Origin of the sequence: Fodinisporobacter ferrooxydans (assembly GCF_022818495.1) — a bacterium.
In the GTDB taxonomy this organism is placed as follows: Bacteria; Bacillota; Bacilli; order Tumebacillales; family MYW30-H2; genus Fodinisporobacter; species Fodinisporobacter ferrooxydans.
This window is the reverse complement of the sequence record NZ_CP089291.1, coordinates 3933458-3947957: the sequence shown is the minus strand read 5'-3', so window position 1 is coordinate 3947957 and position 14500 is coordinate 3933458. Positions and strand designations below refer to the sequence as shown.

At 47.0% G+C, this 14500-nt stretch carries 14 protein-coding genes and 1 pseudogene; 14 read left to right on the top strand and 1 reads right to left on the bottom strand.

Annotated elements, in window-relative coordinates; genetic code table 11:
• The first annotated feature begins 433 nt into the window (after positions 1-433).
• The 7 genes from LSG31_RS18955 to LSG31_RS18925 all read left to right on the top strand — a co-directional run bounded on the left by LSG31_RS18955 (position 434) and on the right by LSG31_RS18925 (position 9288).
• Complete coding sequence (locus LSG31_RS18955; RefSeq protein ID WP_347436604.1) at positions 434-1735, top strand: ammonium transporter; 1302 nt, start codon at positions 434-436, stop codon at positions 1733-1735.
• A gap of 236 nt (positions 1736-1971) precedes the next feature.
• Positions 1972-2151 (top strand): hypothetical protein, encoded by a 180-nt coding sequence (locus LSG31_RS18950; RefSeq protein WP_347436603.1) that lies wholly within the window; start codon positions 1972-1974, stop codon positions 2149-2151.
• The gene (locus LSG31_RS18945; protein ID WP_430734211.1) at positions 2144-3841 is read left to right on the top strand and encodes an acyl-CoA mutase large subunit family protein; all 1698 of its coding nucleotides are present in this window, start codon (positions 2144-2146) and stop codon (positions 3839-3841) included. Before LSG31_RS18950 ends, LSG31_RS18945 begins: the two co-directional genes overlap by 8 nt.
• A gap of 15 nt (positions 3842-3856) precedes the next feature.
• Positions 3857-4801, top strand: coding sequence for a methylmalonyl-CoA epimerase (gene mce / locus LSG31_RS18940; protein WP_347436602.1), 945 nt, complete (start codon positions 3857-3859; stop codon positions 4799-4801).
• Positions 4802-4978: 177 nt separating this feature from the next.
• A complete protein-coding gene (locus LSG31_RS18935) occupies positions 4979-6526 on the top strand; it encodes an acyl-CoA carboxylase subunit beta (protein WP_347436601.1) in 1548 nt (515 codons plus the stop codon).
• 97 nt (positions 6527-6623) lie between these two features.
• Positions 6624-8054 carry an amino acid permease gene (locus LSG31_RS18930; protein WP_347436600.1) on the top strand — a complete coding sequence of 477 codons (1431 nt, stop codon included), beginning with the start codon at positions 6624-6626 and terminating at the stop codon, positions 8052-8054.
• On the top strand, positions 8047-9288 hold the full coding sequence (locus tag LSG31_RS18925; RefSeq protein ID WP_347436599.1) for a DUF3866 family protein: 1242 nt from the start codon (positions 8047-8049) through the stop codon (positions 9286-9288). Before LSG31_RS18930 ends, LSG31_RS18925 begins: the two co-directional genes overlap by 8 nt.
• Positions 9289-9302: 14 nt before the next feature.
• Here LSG31_RS18925 and mciZ read toward each other — a convergent pair.
• Positions 9303-9359 (bottom strand): annotated as a pseudogene (gene mciZ, locus LSG31_RS23420) (Z-ring formation inhibitor MciZ); the annotation flags it as partial.
• Between the two features lie 103 nt (positions 9360-9462).
• On the opposite strand from mciZ, the gene LSG31_RS18920 reads away from it, so the two are divergent.
• The 7 genes from LSG31_RS18920 (at position 9463) to xerD (ending at position 14426) form a co-directional block, all read left to right on the top strand.
• Positions 9463-10086, top strand: coding sequence for an NUDIX hydrolase (locus LSG31_RS18920; protein ID WP_347436598.1), 624 nt, complete (start codon positions 9463-9465; stop codon positions 10084-10086).
• A 2-nt stretch (positions 10087-10088) separates the two neighbouring features.
• Positions 10089-11282, top strand: a complete 1194-nt coding sequence (locus LSG31_RS18915; protein ID WP_347436597.1) for an endonuclease Q family protein — start codon at positions 10089-10091, stop codon at positions 11280-11282.
• A gap of 69 nt (positions 11283-11351) precedes the next feature.
• The gene (gene spoIIM, locus LSG31_RS18910; protein ID WP_347436596.1) at positions 11352-11984 is read left to right on the top strand and encodes a stage II sporulation protein M; all 633 of its coding nucleotides are present in this window, start codon (positions 11352-11354) and stop codon (positions 11982-11984) included.
• A 13-nt stretch (positions 11985-11997) separates the two neighbouring features.
• Positions 11998-12339: an RNHCP domain-containing protein gene (locus LSG31_RS18905; RefSeq protein ID WP_347436595.1), complete on the top strand. Its 342-nt coding sequence runs from the start codon at positions 11998-12000 to the stop codon at positions 12337-12339.
• A gap of 106 nt (positions 12340-12445) precedes the next feature.
• Complete coding sequence (gene fur / locus LSG31_RS18900; protein ID WP_347436594.1) at positions 12446-12901, top strand: ferric iron uptake transcriptional regulator; 456 nt, start codon at positions 12446-12448, stop codon at positions 12899-12901.
• A 308-nt stretch (positions 12902-13209) separates the two neighbouring features.
• Entirely contained in the window at positions 13210-13446 is a 237-nt protein-coding gene (locus LSG31_RS18895) for a DUF4227 family protein (RefSeq protein WP_347436593.1), read from the top strand.
• 92 nt (positions 13447-13538) lie between these two features.
• Positions 13539-14426 carry a site-specific tyrosine recombinase XerD gene (gene xerD / locus LSG31_RS18890; protein ID WP_347436592.1) on the top strand — a complete coding sequence of 296 codons (888 nt, stop codon included), beginning with the start codon at positions 13539-13541 and terminating at the stop codon, positions 14424-14426.
• Positions 14427-14500: the final 74 nt, after the last annotated feature.

The following is a 14500-nucleotide window of genomic DNA, read 5'->3' as shown; positions in this document are numbered from 1 at the left end:
ATTAGAAGAGATTGATTCAATTGCCGTAGAAGTATTGGATGAATTTCATCATCAATATCATCCAAACCAGCAACAAATGGCATAATTTAGCATTTGTCTATTCCATTTTTATCTTCCTGTTTTTGTAATTTCAGCACTATTTTTATCTTATTTTATTCTATCTTTTCATGAGCAGTATGTATTTTGCCAGTATTTTTGTGTGCAACGTCTTATGGCATATGGGATTCCGATGCCGTAGGACGTTTTTTATTTTCATTATAGTTTCTTGCTCATATCTGATGATGTAAGATGTTCTGCGCTTCAGATTTCGAAAAATGAAACCGGCGGATAAAAATCGCTTTTTATGTAAGTATTTCTTCCATATATTGTTGTCAATCCGGCAAGATTGGCTTATAATGTGATCAAATGTAACAGTGTAGTGGGGGGAGACATCTTGAACGGCCAGATAGTAATCGGTTTAAACACGGTGTGGATGGTTATTGCAACGGCACTTGTATTCTTTATGGAAGCAGGTTTTGCTGCATTAGAGGCTGGGTTTATTCATTCAAAAAATTCGATGAACGTGATTATGAAAGTTCTCATGGATTGTTGTGTCGGTTTGATCGGATACTTTGCTTTCGGTTTTGCCATTATGTACGGGATTCATGGCCAGGGCGGCCATATTCAGTGGGATGGATTTTTCCTGAAGGGAAATTTTACATTTTTAGGACTTTCCATTCCGGTAGAAATCTTTTGGTTATTCCAGGCGGCATTTGCCGTCGCAGTAGCAACGATCGTTTCCGGCGCGGTAGCAGAACGGATGAAGTTCGGGCCATATATTTTGTACAGTTTCTTGGCAACCGTGATCATTTATCCTGTGAGTGGTCATTGGGCATGGGCTCCTACGGGATTTTTGCATCAATTGGGATTTGTTGATTTTGCCGGTTCGACAGTCGTACACGCGGTCGGAGGATGGAGTGCTTTGGCGGCGATTCTGGTATTGGGGCCAAGGCGCGGCAAATACAATGCGGACGGATCCGTGAATGTAATGCCGGCACATAATCTTCCGTTAGCCGCATTAGGCGCATTTATGCTGTGGTTTGGATGGTTCGGATTCAACCCGGGCAGTACGTTAAATGCTCTGGATGGTTCTCTTGCCCATGTCGCGTTGACAACCAATTTGGCGGCAGCTGCAGGAGGAGTGTTGGCGACTCTTTATACCATGCGGCGGTATGGCAAAGCGGATCCCTCGATGGCGATCAACGGTGCATTGGCCGGATTGGTGGCAATTACTGCAGGCACACAGGTAGTCAGTGCACTTGGCGCCATTGTAATCGGCGCAATCGCCGGTGTCATTGTCGTGGAAGGTGTTGGCCTGATCGACCGCTTGCATGCGGATGATCCGGTCGGTGCGGTAGCTGTTCACGGCATTTGCGGCAGCTTCGGAACTATAGCGGTTGGCCTGTTCGCAACAAATGGCGGTTTGCTTTATGGCGGCGGATTGCATTTGTTGGGCGTTCAAGCGTTAGGTCTTATCGTATGTTCTGTCTGGGGATTTGCCTCTACGTATGTGGTGTTTTTGTTAATGAAGAAAACCGTTGGAATTCGAGTCAATCGAGACGAGGAAGATGAAGGGCTGGATATTGCGGAACACGGTGTTCCGGCATATGCGTCAAATTCGGAAATTCCGGCGCAGATCGCGGATATGAGCGAATATTTTGCAAAGCAAATGAAGGAAGCAAACGTTCAAGCGTAAGCGATGGATGGAACGATCTTTTAAAGATGAAGCAATCTTTTAAAGATGGAACAAATGTTTTATGTTTGAAGCGGATTGCAAGTTTGTGAATCGAAGCTGTTGAATGTTGCATAATCAATATTCAACAGCTTTTTTAATTGACTACGACCACAATGTTTTATTCACGGATCGCCATTCTTGCAAGATAGATGTAAAAGTTTGGTTCAGCAGAGACAACATTCTATGATATACTATGCTTGTATTCGTTTTCACAATGGCTTCCAAAGCTGACATTGCGGAATGCAGTAAATGCAGGTTCGAGTACCATTTCTGTTTCGCCTATGTTTATTTTTCACTTGGAGACGATGATTGCCGGGAAAGGCAAGGAATTTCGATCAAGTTCAAGCGGTGTCGATAAAGAGGAATGGGATGAGTAGAAAAGGATTGGCAGCAGGAGGGAGAGAAGTGGCGGATTTTCAGGAGCAATATGCATCTTGGCAGCGAAAAGCGGAGCAAGCAAGCGGGCGTATTCCGGAGCGCAAGGCAACGTTCGCAACATCTTCGGGAATTCCGGTAGATCGATTGTATGTACCGGATGAGCAAACGGCAGATGCCACACAATATGTGCATCAATTGGGTTTTCCAGGCGAATTTCCGTTTGCGAGAGGAACTCAGCCGACCATGTATCGCAGCCGCTATTGGACAATGCGTCAATATGCGGGATTTGGCTCGGCAGAAGAAACCAATCGCAGATTCCATTACTTATTGGAACAGGGGCAAACAGGCTTATCGACAGCATTTGATTTGCCGACACAGATCGGATACGACTCGGATCATCCGTTCGCAAAGGGAGAAGTAGGAAAAGTAGGTGTGGCAATTTCATCGCTGGAAGATATGGAGCGATTGTTAGCCAATATTCCCCTTGATAAAGTAAGTACCTCAATGACGATCAATGCGCCTGCTTCCGTTTTGTTGGCCATGTATATTGTCGTGGCTGAAAAACAAGGTGTGACTGCGGACAAACTATCAGGAACCATTCAGAATGACATATTAAAAGAATACGTCGCCAGAGGGACATATATTTTTCCTCCCAGGCCTTCGATGCGGCTGATTACCGATATTTTTGCATACTGTTCGACGTCTGTGCCCAACTGGAATACGATCAGCATCAGCGGCTACCACATTCGCGAAGCAGGTTCGACAGCCGTGCAGGAAGTGGCATTCACCCTGGCAAATGCGAAGGCGTATGTGGATGCGGCGATTGCTGCAAGGCTTGACGTGGACGTATTTGCACCGCGGCTGTCGTTCTTTTTCAATGCACATAACAACCTGTTTGAAGAAGTTGCCAAATTTCGGGCGGCCCGCCGCATTTGGGCGCGGATCATGAAAGAGCACTATGGAGCAAAACAGCCAAAATCATGGCAGTTGCGCTTTCATACGCAAACGGGCGGCTCTACATTAACGGCACAGCAACCGGACAACAACATCGTCCGCGTGACATTGCAGGCGCTTTCTGCCGTTCTTGGGGGTACGCAAAGCCTGCATACAAATTCCCGCGACGAGGCGCTCGCTTTGCCCACGGAAGAGTCTGCCCGCATTGCATTGCGGACACAGCAAATCATTGCACATGAAAGCGGTGTGGCCGATACGATCGATCCTTTGGGCGGGTCGTATTATGTGGAAGCATTGACGGATCAAATCGAGCAGGAAGTTGGCGAATACCTGGCACAGATCGATGGTCTGGGCGGAGCGGTCGTCGCTGTTGAACAAGGTTATATGCAGCGGGAAATCCAAAAGTCTGCCTATCAAACACAAATGGCAATTGAGACAGGCGAACAAATCGTCGTCGGTGTGAACGCGTTTAAATTGGAGCATGAGCCGAGGCCGGAATTGTTGCGCATTGATTCATCGTTGGAACGGATCCAGTCCGAAAGACTTGCACACCTGCGCAATACGCGCAATTCAAAAGCGGTTCAGGAAGCGTTGGAAGCATTGCGAAACGCGGCAAGAGGCAGTGAGAATCTGATGCCGCATATCATACAATCTGTACGCGTTTATGCAACACTTGGAGAAATCTGTGGAGTTTTGCGGGAAGAATTCGGCGAATATCAACCATCAGTATGGTAAAAGGAGTCAATTGGGATGGCGAATCAAACAATCCGTGTACTTGTGGCAAAACCAGGGCTGGATGGACATGACCGAGGAGCGCTTGTCGTCGCGCAAGGGCTGCGGGATGCCGGCATGGAAGTGATCTATACAGGACTTCGGCAAACTCCCGAACAGATCGCATCCATTGCCATTCAGGAAGATGTGGACTGTGTCGGCCTATCCTCTTTGTCCGGTGCCCATATGCAGTTGTTTCCAGAGATCGTAAGCCAGCTTAGGAATGCTGGCGCCAATGACGTGTTAGTCATTGGCGGCGGTGTGGTTCCACAAGATGATATTCCGTATTTGCTGGAAAAGGGAATTGATGCAGTGTTCACGCCAGGCACTCCGATTTCGGAAATTGCCGCTTATATTCGTACACATATTCAGCGTCGGGGGTATATGCATGCCGGCATAAACAAAACAGAGGCGGACTCTGACTCTGCAGCTGAAACGATCCGTCAATTGACAGAGGATACATTGGAAGAGCCGTCGAACATGCCGCAAGAACTGCTGCAAAATCTGCGAATCGTTCCGGAGCAATTGGATCATATCGGGATTGCCGTGCGCAGTCTTCATGAATCCTTGCATCTCTACCAGGAGCAATTGGGGATGGAAGTCATACATGAAGAAACGGTGAGCGATCAAAATGTGCATATTCTCTTTTTGAAAATAAAGGAAACTGTGATTGAATTGTTGGAGCCGACAGACAAAGCGAGCCCAATTGCAAAATTCATGGAAAAACGCGGGCCGGGTCTTCATCATCTGGCATTCAAAGTCAATGATATTCGACAAGCGTTGGGCTACGCAAAAGCGGCCGGTTATCAATTGATCGATGAAACGCCCCGGAAAGGCGCACACCACAAATGGGTAGCATTTTTGCATCCCAAACACACAGGCGGAGTTTTAACGGAATTTTGCCAGCCAATGGAAGACGAGTAGAGGATGTTCAAAAAATAGTCAAAACTCCACGGCGGATTGCTTTGCCGAATCCCAAAAAGGCTTACTCATGTACCAAACACGTACACTCCGTCGCCTTTTCGTGCTTCGGCTTCGCACTCCTTGTGTCTTACTTAACCACTTTTTGAACACGCACGAGTAGGAGGAAAGGAAAACAAGATGGAACGAAAAGTATGGGAACTGGAAGATCGCCGCAGAAAAGTGGAACTTGGCGGCGGGGATCGGCGAATTTTACAACAACACGAAAAAGGCAAGCTGACGGCCCGGGAACGGATTGAGTTGTTGCTGGATCCGGGATCGTTTCGAGAATTGGGAACGTTTGTCGAGCATCGGGGTTCCCATTTTGGCATGGATCAAATGGAGGCGCCGGGAGAAGGCGTGGTGACCGGCTACGGCAAAATTAACGGCCGCATTGTGTACGTATTTGCACAAGACTTTACGGTCTTTGGCGGAGCGTTAGGGGAAATGCACGCAAAGAAAATCTGTACGATTATGGATCATGCCGCGAAAAATGGCGCTCCTGTCATTGGTCTGAATGATTCCGGAGGGGCGCGAATCCAGGAAGGTGTGATCTCCCTCGACGGCTATGGACATATTTTTTATCGAAATTCCGTATATTCCGGCGTCATCCCGCAGATTTCGGTCATTATGGGACCATGTGCGGGAGGTGCCGTATATTCGCCGGCCATTACCGATTTTATTTTTATGGTGGAAAAAACCAGCCAGATGTTTATCACGGGACCAAAAGTCATTGAATCCGTGACGGGAGAATCGATCAGCGCGGAAAATCTTGGGGGAGCAAACGTGCAATCCTCCGTTAGCGGTGTCGCTCACTTTACGGCGTCTTCCGAGGAGCAAGTACTGCAGGATGTGCGCAGACTCTTGTCGTTTTTGCCGCAAAACTGTGAAGAAAAGCCGCCTCGTGGCAATTGGGACGAGACAAATGCGGAACAGCCCATGGAAGCGTTCATGACAATCGTACCGGAAGACACGACAAAGGTATATGATGTTAAGCATGTGATTCACCTCGTCTTGGACAATCAAGATTTCCTGGAAGTTCAGCCGAATTTCGCCAAAAATCTTGTCATCGGTTTTGGACGCATTCAAGGCCGGTCTGTTGGAATGATAGCCAACCAGCCGAAATATATGGCAGGCGGGCTCGATATCGATTCGTCGGACAAACTGGCGCGGTTTATCCGCTTCTGTGATTCCTTCCAGATTCCATTGGTCACATTTGAGGACGTGACTGGCTTTATACCGGGAGTCAAGCAGGAACACCGGGGAATTATACGGCATGGCGCGAAGATTTTATATGCGTATTCGGAAGCGACCGTACCGAAAATTACGGTGATTTTGCGCAAAGCTTTCGGCGGTGCATATGTTGCTTTGAACAGCAAGGCGATTGGCGCGGACCTGGTATATGCCTGGCCGACGGGAGAAGTCGCCGTCATGGGGCCGGAAGGTGCTGCCAGCATTATTTTTGCCAAAGAAATTGCGGAAAGTGAAGATCCGCTGGAAGCTCGCGGACAGAAAATCCAAGAATACAAGGACAAGTTTTCCAATCCCTATGTTGCCGCTGCTGCCGGGATGATCGACGATGTGATCGACCCGCGGGAGACCCGCATGAAGTTGGCGGAAGCATTGGAGATGTTGGAACACAAAAGGGAAAACCGTCCGTACAAAAAACACGGCAACATTCCCTTGTAATTCTCGAAGTTCACTTTCATTCTCTCACATAGTTCTGGACACAATTGGAAAACCTACCTATCAGAAAATTTCATTGATAGGACAGGTGTGTGCGCGAATGCAAAAGTCAAAAAGCCGACTTCTTTCCTTTCCAAATCGTATGAAAGGCGAACAAGGGGAAACTTTGAAACACGTGACAGGCAAAAAAGATTCATTCAATGCGTTTAGTTTGGCTTTCATCGGCATTGGAGGAATTATCGGAGCCGGATTTTTTCTGGCATCCGGCATGCCGATTCAGCAAGCGGGTCCGGGTGTTTTGATCAGCTATCTGTTTGGGGCGCTCATTATGTCACAGGTGTTGGGATCGATCACTTCGATCGCCGTCAACCATCCTGTACGGGGGTCGTTTCGCGTCTATGCGGAAGAAATGCTGGGATCCTATGTAGGGTTTCTGCAGGGATGGGTATTTTTCACATCCGGTGTGTTAGCTGTCACGAGTGAAGCTGTTGCGATGTCTATTTTTGCAAAATTGTGGATGCCGCAGATTCCGTTATCGATTATGGCTACCAGTTTTGTTGCATTGATTGTAGTTTTGAACGCATTTGGCGTGAAAAATTTTGGAAATATCGAATCCGTTATGTCGATTGTAAAAGTCGCGGCGCTTGTCGGTTTCATTCTCGTTGGCGTGCTGGTGATTTTCGGTGTCATTGGCGGTGGGGCAGGTATCAGCATGTCAAATTTGGCACAAGGCAAAGGGGGCTTTCTGCCCAATGGCTGGAGTGGCGTGCTGCAGGCGATGTTAATCGTCATTTTCTCCTATTCCGGTATCGGCGTCATTGCAAATGCAGTAAGTGAAGTGAGGGATCCGCAAAGGATGATCCCGAAAGCAACGACCGGCTTGATTGTCTCGATTACCGTGTTATATGTCGCAAGCACGGCATTGCTGCTGCTGATGTATCCTTGGCGTCTCATCAATACAAAGCACAGTCCGTTTGTCGTCGCTTTACAAGCGATGCACCTGCCGTTGCTTGCAACCATACTGAATGGAATCGTCCTGATTGCCGCATTTTCCGTTATGGCAGGTTCGCTATATTCGATTATGTCGATTTTGCGCAGCCTTGGTGAAGCCAATAAAGCTCCCCGATTTGTGTTAAAAGAGACGAAAAACGGCCATCCTGTCGGCGCCTTGCTCTCCTGTGCCTTGGCTATGGCCGCAGCCTTGATTCTCGCTTACCTGTTGCCTGCCAAAGTCTACAACTACCTCACGAGCGCTTCTGCCTATTTTACGTTTTTAAATTGGACCATCATGATCCTTACGTTTCTCATCTGGCGCAAACGTGGATATAAAAAAGGAGACTACGTTTCGCGGTGGGCATTTTCTCAACCTTACGGGCAATATATAACGATTGCGGCCATAGTTGCGTTAAGCGTTTTTTCGTTATGGGATAAAGATCAAAGAATTGGCTTTTATTACGCATTTGGAATATTCATCCTCGTCTCCGTTGGTTTTTATTTCAGCGAAAGAAGGAGGATTCGAACAAATGATTGATTGGGAATCCGGATATGTGATCGGAATTCGAGAAGAACGGGAGCATATCCAACTGATCGATGTAATCGAAGAGAGTTCGGGGAGCATCCAACCTGCGATTGCCTATCCGCTTTTGACAGGTTCCTGTGCTCTTGGGATGCGTGTCCGAATCAATCGGACGGCCCGCATGCTCGGACTCGGCAGCGGCGGCTATGATTTTGTCATACCTGATGCGGATATCAGGGAAACGTTAGCGAAACCTGAAAATCCGGAATTTGGAACGGAACTCTGGCTGGATGCAAAAGGATCTCCTTTGTCTGCTTGCGCTGAAAATCAAAAGACCGGCACGGATCGAAGCCATTTTGCCATGAAGAGACAAGCCGGCCATATCATGAAGTTGCGCTATACGCCCATGCAGCTCAAAGTGCATGCCATTGAAGAACCGACACATCCATTGCATTCCCGCATATACGGAAAAGATTCCCTTCACAATTGTCCGGTTATCGTGGCCGAATTGCACAGTATGGTGCCTGTTTTGTGCAGTGTGTTGCAGTACCTGACTTCCCATTCCTGTCAAATTGCGTACGTCATGACAGATGGCGGGGCGTTGCCTGCCATGATGAGCAAGAATTGTCAGGAATTGAAACAGAAGCATCTGTTGGCGGGGGTTGTCACGGTTGGCAACGCATTTGGCGGAGATATTGAAGCGATCAACCTGTATAGCGGATTGCTGGCAGCCAGGTATGCGTTACAGGCTGATGCAATCATCGTAGCGATGGGACCGGGAATTACCGGCTCCGGAACGACATATGGCCATACCGGAATCGAGCAAGGCGTGGCATTGAATGCGATCCATACGTTGCGCGGCCATGGAATTCCTGTGCTTCGATGCAGTGCAACAGACAGGAGAAAACGCCATGATGGGATTAGCCACCATACCCTTACATCGTTAATGCAAGTTTCTCTGGTTAGTGGTAGTATTGGAGTACCAGAAATTGCTTCAAGCACTGTCAAAGAGAAAATTTGGGATCAGTTGATCGGGCATCGCATCTGTGAACGTTATGAGATTATTGAAACAGGATGTTCGCATGTATCGGATGCTTTCAGGCAGTATGGGATTCATTGTTCATCAATGGGCCGTACATATGAGGATGACCCGGTTTTTTTCGATATGGCCGGTGCTGCGGCAGAGGTGGCTGTGCGGTCGACTGCATGGAGAAAGTCCCTGAGATATGCGGAGGACGTACGAAATTGACGGAGATATGCCCGGATTTGCCATGCCTTTCCGGCAATGGTTATGGACGTTTGTGTTCGATATGTATGCATGAATCTGGCCTCCTTTTGTGTTGTACAAGTCTATGTCAAATTGATTGAAATTATTCCAATGTTCGTGGCCCCGCGGACATTTCGTTGTAAGGAAGTGAAACAATTGAAAGACAATAATTCAAAACATTCTGCTGAAAATACAGACGCTTTGATCGAAGCCGGAACAATGGACTTGCAAGACTTTGATGATCAGGTACAAGAAAAAACGTTGGAAAGCAAGCGGATCTTTGACGGGAAGGTCATCTCCCTGGACTTGCTGACAGTACGCTTGCCAAATGGCCGTGAAGCTACGCGGGAAGTGGTGAAACATCCGGGCGCTGTGGCTGTACTGGCAGTGACAGAGGAAGGGAAGATCGTATTTGTCCGTCAATACCGAAAAGCAATTGAGCGGGTATCATTAGAAATTCCTGCAGGAAAATTAGAGCCGGGTGAAGATCCTTTCGAGGCTGCACAAAGGGAATTGCAGGAAGAAACGGGATATCGGGCGCAAGAGTGGCAGCATCTCCATTCGTTTTTCACTTCGCCGGGATTTGCGGATGAGATCATGCATGTATATGTGGCCAAGCAATTGGAAAAAACCCAAGCGAATCCTGATGATGATGAATTCCTGCAAGTGCTTGAGGCGGATGCCGTTCAAATTCTCTTGTGGCTGCAGCAGCAAGCCATAATCGACGCCAAAACATTGGTGCCGCTCTATTGGTGGTTGTGGCAGCAGCGTGGTGTTTGACTATGATCGAAAATAAAGGATCGCAAAACCGGTATTTTTGTGATTTGCATGTACATGTCGGCAGGGCCGGCAACAATCAACCAGTGAAGATAACGGCATCCAAAGATCTGACCTTGCAAGCAATCCTTGAAGAAGCCGCGCATCGCAAAGGGATTGATATCATCGGTGTGATTGACGGTTCTTCACCGGCGGTTCAGGAGGATTTGCAGGTGCTTTTGCAGCAAGGCGACTTATATGAACTTGCCGGCGGGGGCTTGCGCTACAAAGATCGGACGACGCTTTTCTTAGGTGCGGAAGTTGAGACGGCGGGCCCGGCAGGAGGTGCTGCCCATTTCGGCATTTGGATGCCTTCGCTCCCGGTGATGAAGGAGTTTAGCCGGTTTTTGAAAACACAGGTCAGCAATGTCCTGTTAAGCTCGCAAAGAGCCCGCTGCCAGGCGTACGAATTGCAACAGATGGCACAAGAATTGGGTGGCTGGTTTATCGTCAATCACGCGTTTACACCGCACAAAGGCATGTATGGGAATTGTGTCACAGCAATGGCGGAAATGGTCGACCCGGCTCTTGTCACAGCGATCGAGTTGGGGTTGTCTGCGGATACGCAAATGGCGGACCGGATTCAGGAATTGCACGAATTGCCCTTTGTCAGCAATTCCGATGCGCACTCTACAGCCAAGATTGCCCGTGAATATAACGTTGTCGAACTTCAGGAACCGACGTTTGACGATTTGACAAAAGCGCTCCAAAATCAGGAAGGCAGAAAGATCATCGCCAATTACGGGCTGCATCCGCTGCTGGGAAAATACCATCGCACCTCTTGCTATGCGTGTGGCTTTATTCCAAGTGAGTTTCGAAGTGCGGCGATTGCTTGTGACAAATGCGGCAGTGCGAATATGATTCAAGGTGTTGCTGACCGATTGGAAATGATTGCAGACCTATCCCAGAGCAGATCGCCGGAATTCCGTCCGCCTTATTTCTATCAAATTCCACTGGAGTACATCCCGAAAGTCGGCAAAAAAACGTTAGAAAAATTATTGGATGCATTTGGAACGGAGATGTCGGTGATCCATCAAGCTTCCTTTGAGGAGTTGGCGGCGGTCATAGGCACACAAGTTGCGCAGCGAATCGTAGATGCACGAATGGGGCAAGTAGACATTCAAACAGGTGGAGCCGGGGTTTACGGAAAAGTGTTGTGAAATAACGGAGACATAAGTTGGGGCTCGTCCACATACAGTGTAGGGAACGGGACAAGGAGGGCCTCATGTATGACTCGTAAAGCAAAAGCATTTGTCGAAGGATTCGTCGCACAAAACTATTCACTCATCGTATTTTCCGTCGTCGTCTTTGTTGTAGGTGTGGTTTTCGGCTCAATTGTCGTTCATGCATTGGATCCAGATCAGAAAAAACAGTTGTTTGACGAATTGCAGTCATTTTTTACGGCGGTATATCATCAACAAACAGCCAGCGGCGCAGCAGTCATGTGGAACCGCACAGCGTCCAATCTAAAAGTAGAAGGCCTGATTTGGATTTTGGGCCTGTCGATCATCGGTCTGCCGTTGATTGTCGTTCTTTTATTTTTGAAGGGATTCGCAGTCGGGTTTGTCATTGGATTTATGGTCGATCAATATGCCTGGAGGGGAATCTTATTCGTGCTAACCGCGATTTTTCCGCAAAATTTGCTCGTTGTACCTGCATTATTGACTACATGTGTCGTGGGATTATCCTTTTCTCTGACCATGATAAAAAATCGGTTTCATCATCATGAAGAACCGGCATATCAAAAATTTTTGTCGTTTTCGGGTGTTGTCTTAACAATGGCTTTTGTTATGATTCTTGCATCCGGAATCGAGGGTTATGTATCCACGAATCTTTTAAAATGGATTACACCGTTGTTTTAGAGAGGGTTTTCGAATGACTGATCAACCACAATTTACGGTTCGAAATGAATCGTTTACATGCATAAATTGCCATACATTTGTTCATCCGCTCAAAAACGGCAGTTGCCGCAATCATTGTCCGGAGTGTTTGTATTCTTTGCATCTCGACGATAAACCGGGGGACCGCAATGCACAGTGCGGCGGAATCCTGGAGCCTGTCGCCATTGAGCTGCACACAAAAAAAGGCTATCAAATCGTCCATCAATGCAAAAGATGCGGACATAAAACGAAAAATAAAATGGCTCTAGATGATCCCGGTCAGCCTGATTCCTATACCGTTCTGTTAGAAATCATGCGGCGTCAAAGTATGCAGTGACTTTGACGTTTCTTTGTTTGCAGGTTTTTTTCTTTGCTGCTTGACGATGTTTTTTGTCTTTCCTATAATTAGTACGTTTAGATGGTAAGAAAGGGGTTGCGATGAGATGCAGGAACGTTTGGAACAAATAAAAAAACAGTTGCAGTCTCAGCAACTCAAATTGACACCGCAACGGGAAGCAACCTTGCAGATTTTATTGGAAAATCAGGAAAAACATTTAAGCGCGGAAGATATTTTTATGTTAGTCAAGCAGCGCAACCCGGATATTGGATTGGCAACTGTGTATCGAACACTCGAATTATTGCATGATTTGCGTATTATAGAAAAATTGAGCTTTGGCGATGGAGTTTCGCGCTATGAGTTTCGTTCGGATGACCATCCGCACCATCATCACCACCTGATTTGCCTGAAGTGTGGAGAGGTATCGGAAATTGAAGATTTGCTGGATGATTTGGAGATGCGAGTCGAACGGGAACATAAGTTTAAAATTGTAGATCATCGTGTGAATCTGCTTGGGTATTGTGAAAGCTGCCAACAAGAAATGAAACTGAAAAACATGTAGGAAATAGAAAAACCAAAGAATGCGTTTTTTCTCAGAAAGACCAGAGCCTTGACGTGCTATGACCAAGGCGCTTGGTCTTTTTGCATCGTATCAAGAATCCCAAAGAGATTTACTCATGTACCAGACACGTACACTCCGTCGCCTTTTCGTGCTTCGGCTTCGCACTCCTTGTGTCTTACTTAACCACTTTTTGAACACGCACTTATATGCTTTTTGTCATGAAGCAGGGACTGGCTGCATATAGACAAGCATAGGAAGTCCGAATTTGGCAAATCAAAGATTCGAAACGGATGCGGAGGGACTGACTGATGATTATCTCTGTGCGGAGACTGATTCGCTTTTTGCAAATGTGGATATTGATCGTAGCGGGCACCTTGTTTATGTACCAAGCGTTGCACTTGATTCATTATGTTTTATGGCAGAATGATCCGTATCATCCGCCCAAAGGACGTTCAATCAAGGTTCAGGCAGCGGCAAGTCATGAACAGCCTTGGTACATGGAAGATTTGCAACGTCTGCGAGTGTTTTATATTACCGGGGAATAATACCCATTTACTCTGGAATGGAGGAGATTCAAAAAATGTGTGGAATACATACATAGAATCGTGACGGAAGAAGCAAAGGAGTTTGGTTTTTGGTGGACAATTTAATTGAACAATTCATTCAATATCTTACGGTTGAGCGAGGTCTTTCTACCAATACGCTTGCGTCCTATCAGCGGGATTTGCATGGATTGGCTGTGTTTCTCGATCAATCCGGGCTACATGTTCACCAAGGAACCCGTTCGACAATCATTGCATTTCTTGCGTATTTGCAAAAAGAAGGGCGAGCAACTGCAACCATCTCTCGAAATTTGGCGAGTTTGCGTGCGTTTTATGGGTACCTTTTGCGATCCGGTCAAATTGATCGGGATCCTACTGTCAATTTGGAGTCGCCGAAACCTGAGAAAAAATTGCCGACTATACTTACAATAGCGGAAATCAATGCACTGCTCGATGGCCCGAGTCTTTCAACAACAACCGGTTTGCGAGATAAAGCAATGCTTGAATTGTTATATGCAAGCGGGATTCGGGTCTCTGAGCTTGTATCGTTAAATGTAGACGATATCCAGTTATCATTGGCATATCTAAGATGCTCTGGCAGTACTTCGAGAGAACGTGTCATTCCAATAGGTGAAACAGCTATACTTTACGTCAAACAGTATCTTGAATGTTGTCGGCACAAACTGCTGAAACATGAACATGAGCAAGCACTGTTTGTCAATCACTTGGGACAGCGGTTATCCAGGCAAGGGTTTTGGAAAATCATCAAGAAGTATGCCGTCTTGGCCAATATACGGGTAGAAATTACTCCACATACGTTGCGGCATTCGTTTGCGACACATATGTTGGAAAATGGTGCGGATTTGCGGTCAGTCCAAGAAATGTTGGGACATGCGGATATTTCCACGACACAAGTGTATACACAGTTGACGAAAAGCCATCGCTTAAAGGATGTATATGCGAAAGCACATCCACGTGCATAATGTCTCAGAAATTCGTTACGATTCCATTAGGCAGCATATCAAAAGATCATACAAGTGCCCCTTTCAAGGTGTCG

Bases quoted from the DNA above. Each gene is read 5' to 3' on its own strand.
- LSG31_RS18945 (WP_430734211.1), top strand. From the start codon at position 2,144: ATGAGTAGAAAAGGATTGGCAGCAGGAGGGAGAGAAGTGGCGGATTTT.
- mce (WP_347436602.1), top strand. From the start codon at position 3,857: ATGGCGAATCAAACAATCCGTGTACTTGTGGCAAAACCAGGGCTGGAT.
- LSG31_RS18935 (WP_347436601.1), top strand. From the start codon at position 4,979: ATGGAACGAAAAGTATGGGAACTGGAAGATCGCCGCAGAAAAGTGGAA.
- LSG31_RS18930 (WP_347436600.1), top strand. From the start codon at position 6,624: ATGCAAAAGTCAAAAAGCCGACTTCTTTCCTTTCCAAATCGTATGAAA.
- LSG31_RS18925 (WP_347436599.1), top strand. From the start codon at position 8,047: ATGATTGATTGGGAATCCGGATATGTGATCGGAATTCGAGAAGAACGG.
- LSG31_RS18915 (WP_347436597.1), top strand. From the start codon at position 10,089: ATGATCGAAAATAAAGGATCGCAAAACCGGTATTTTTGTGATTTGCAT.
- spoIIM (WP_347436596.1), top strand. From the start codon at position 11,352: ATGACTCGTAAAGCAAAAGCATTTGTCGAAGGATTCGTCGCACAAAAC.
- LSG31_RS18905 (WP_347436595.1), top strand. From the start codon at position 11,998: ATGACTGATCAACCACAATTTACGGTTCGAAATGAATCGTTTACATGC.
- fur (WP_347436594.1), top strand. From the start codon at position 12,446: ATGCAGGAACGTTTGGAACAAATAAAAAAACAGTTGCAGTCTCAGCAA.
- LSG31_RS18895 (WP_347436593.1), top strand. From the start codon at position 13,210: ATGATTATCTCTGTGCGGAGACTGATTCGCTTTTTGCAAATGTGGATA.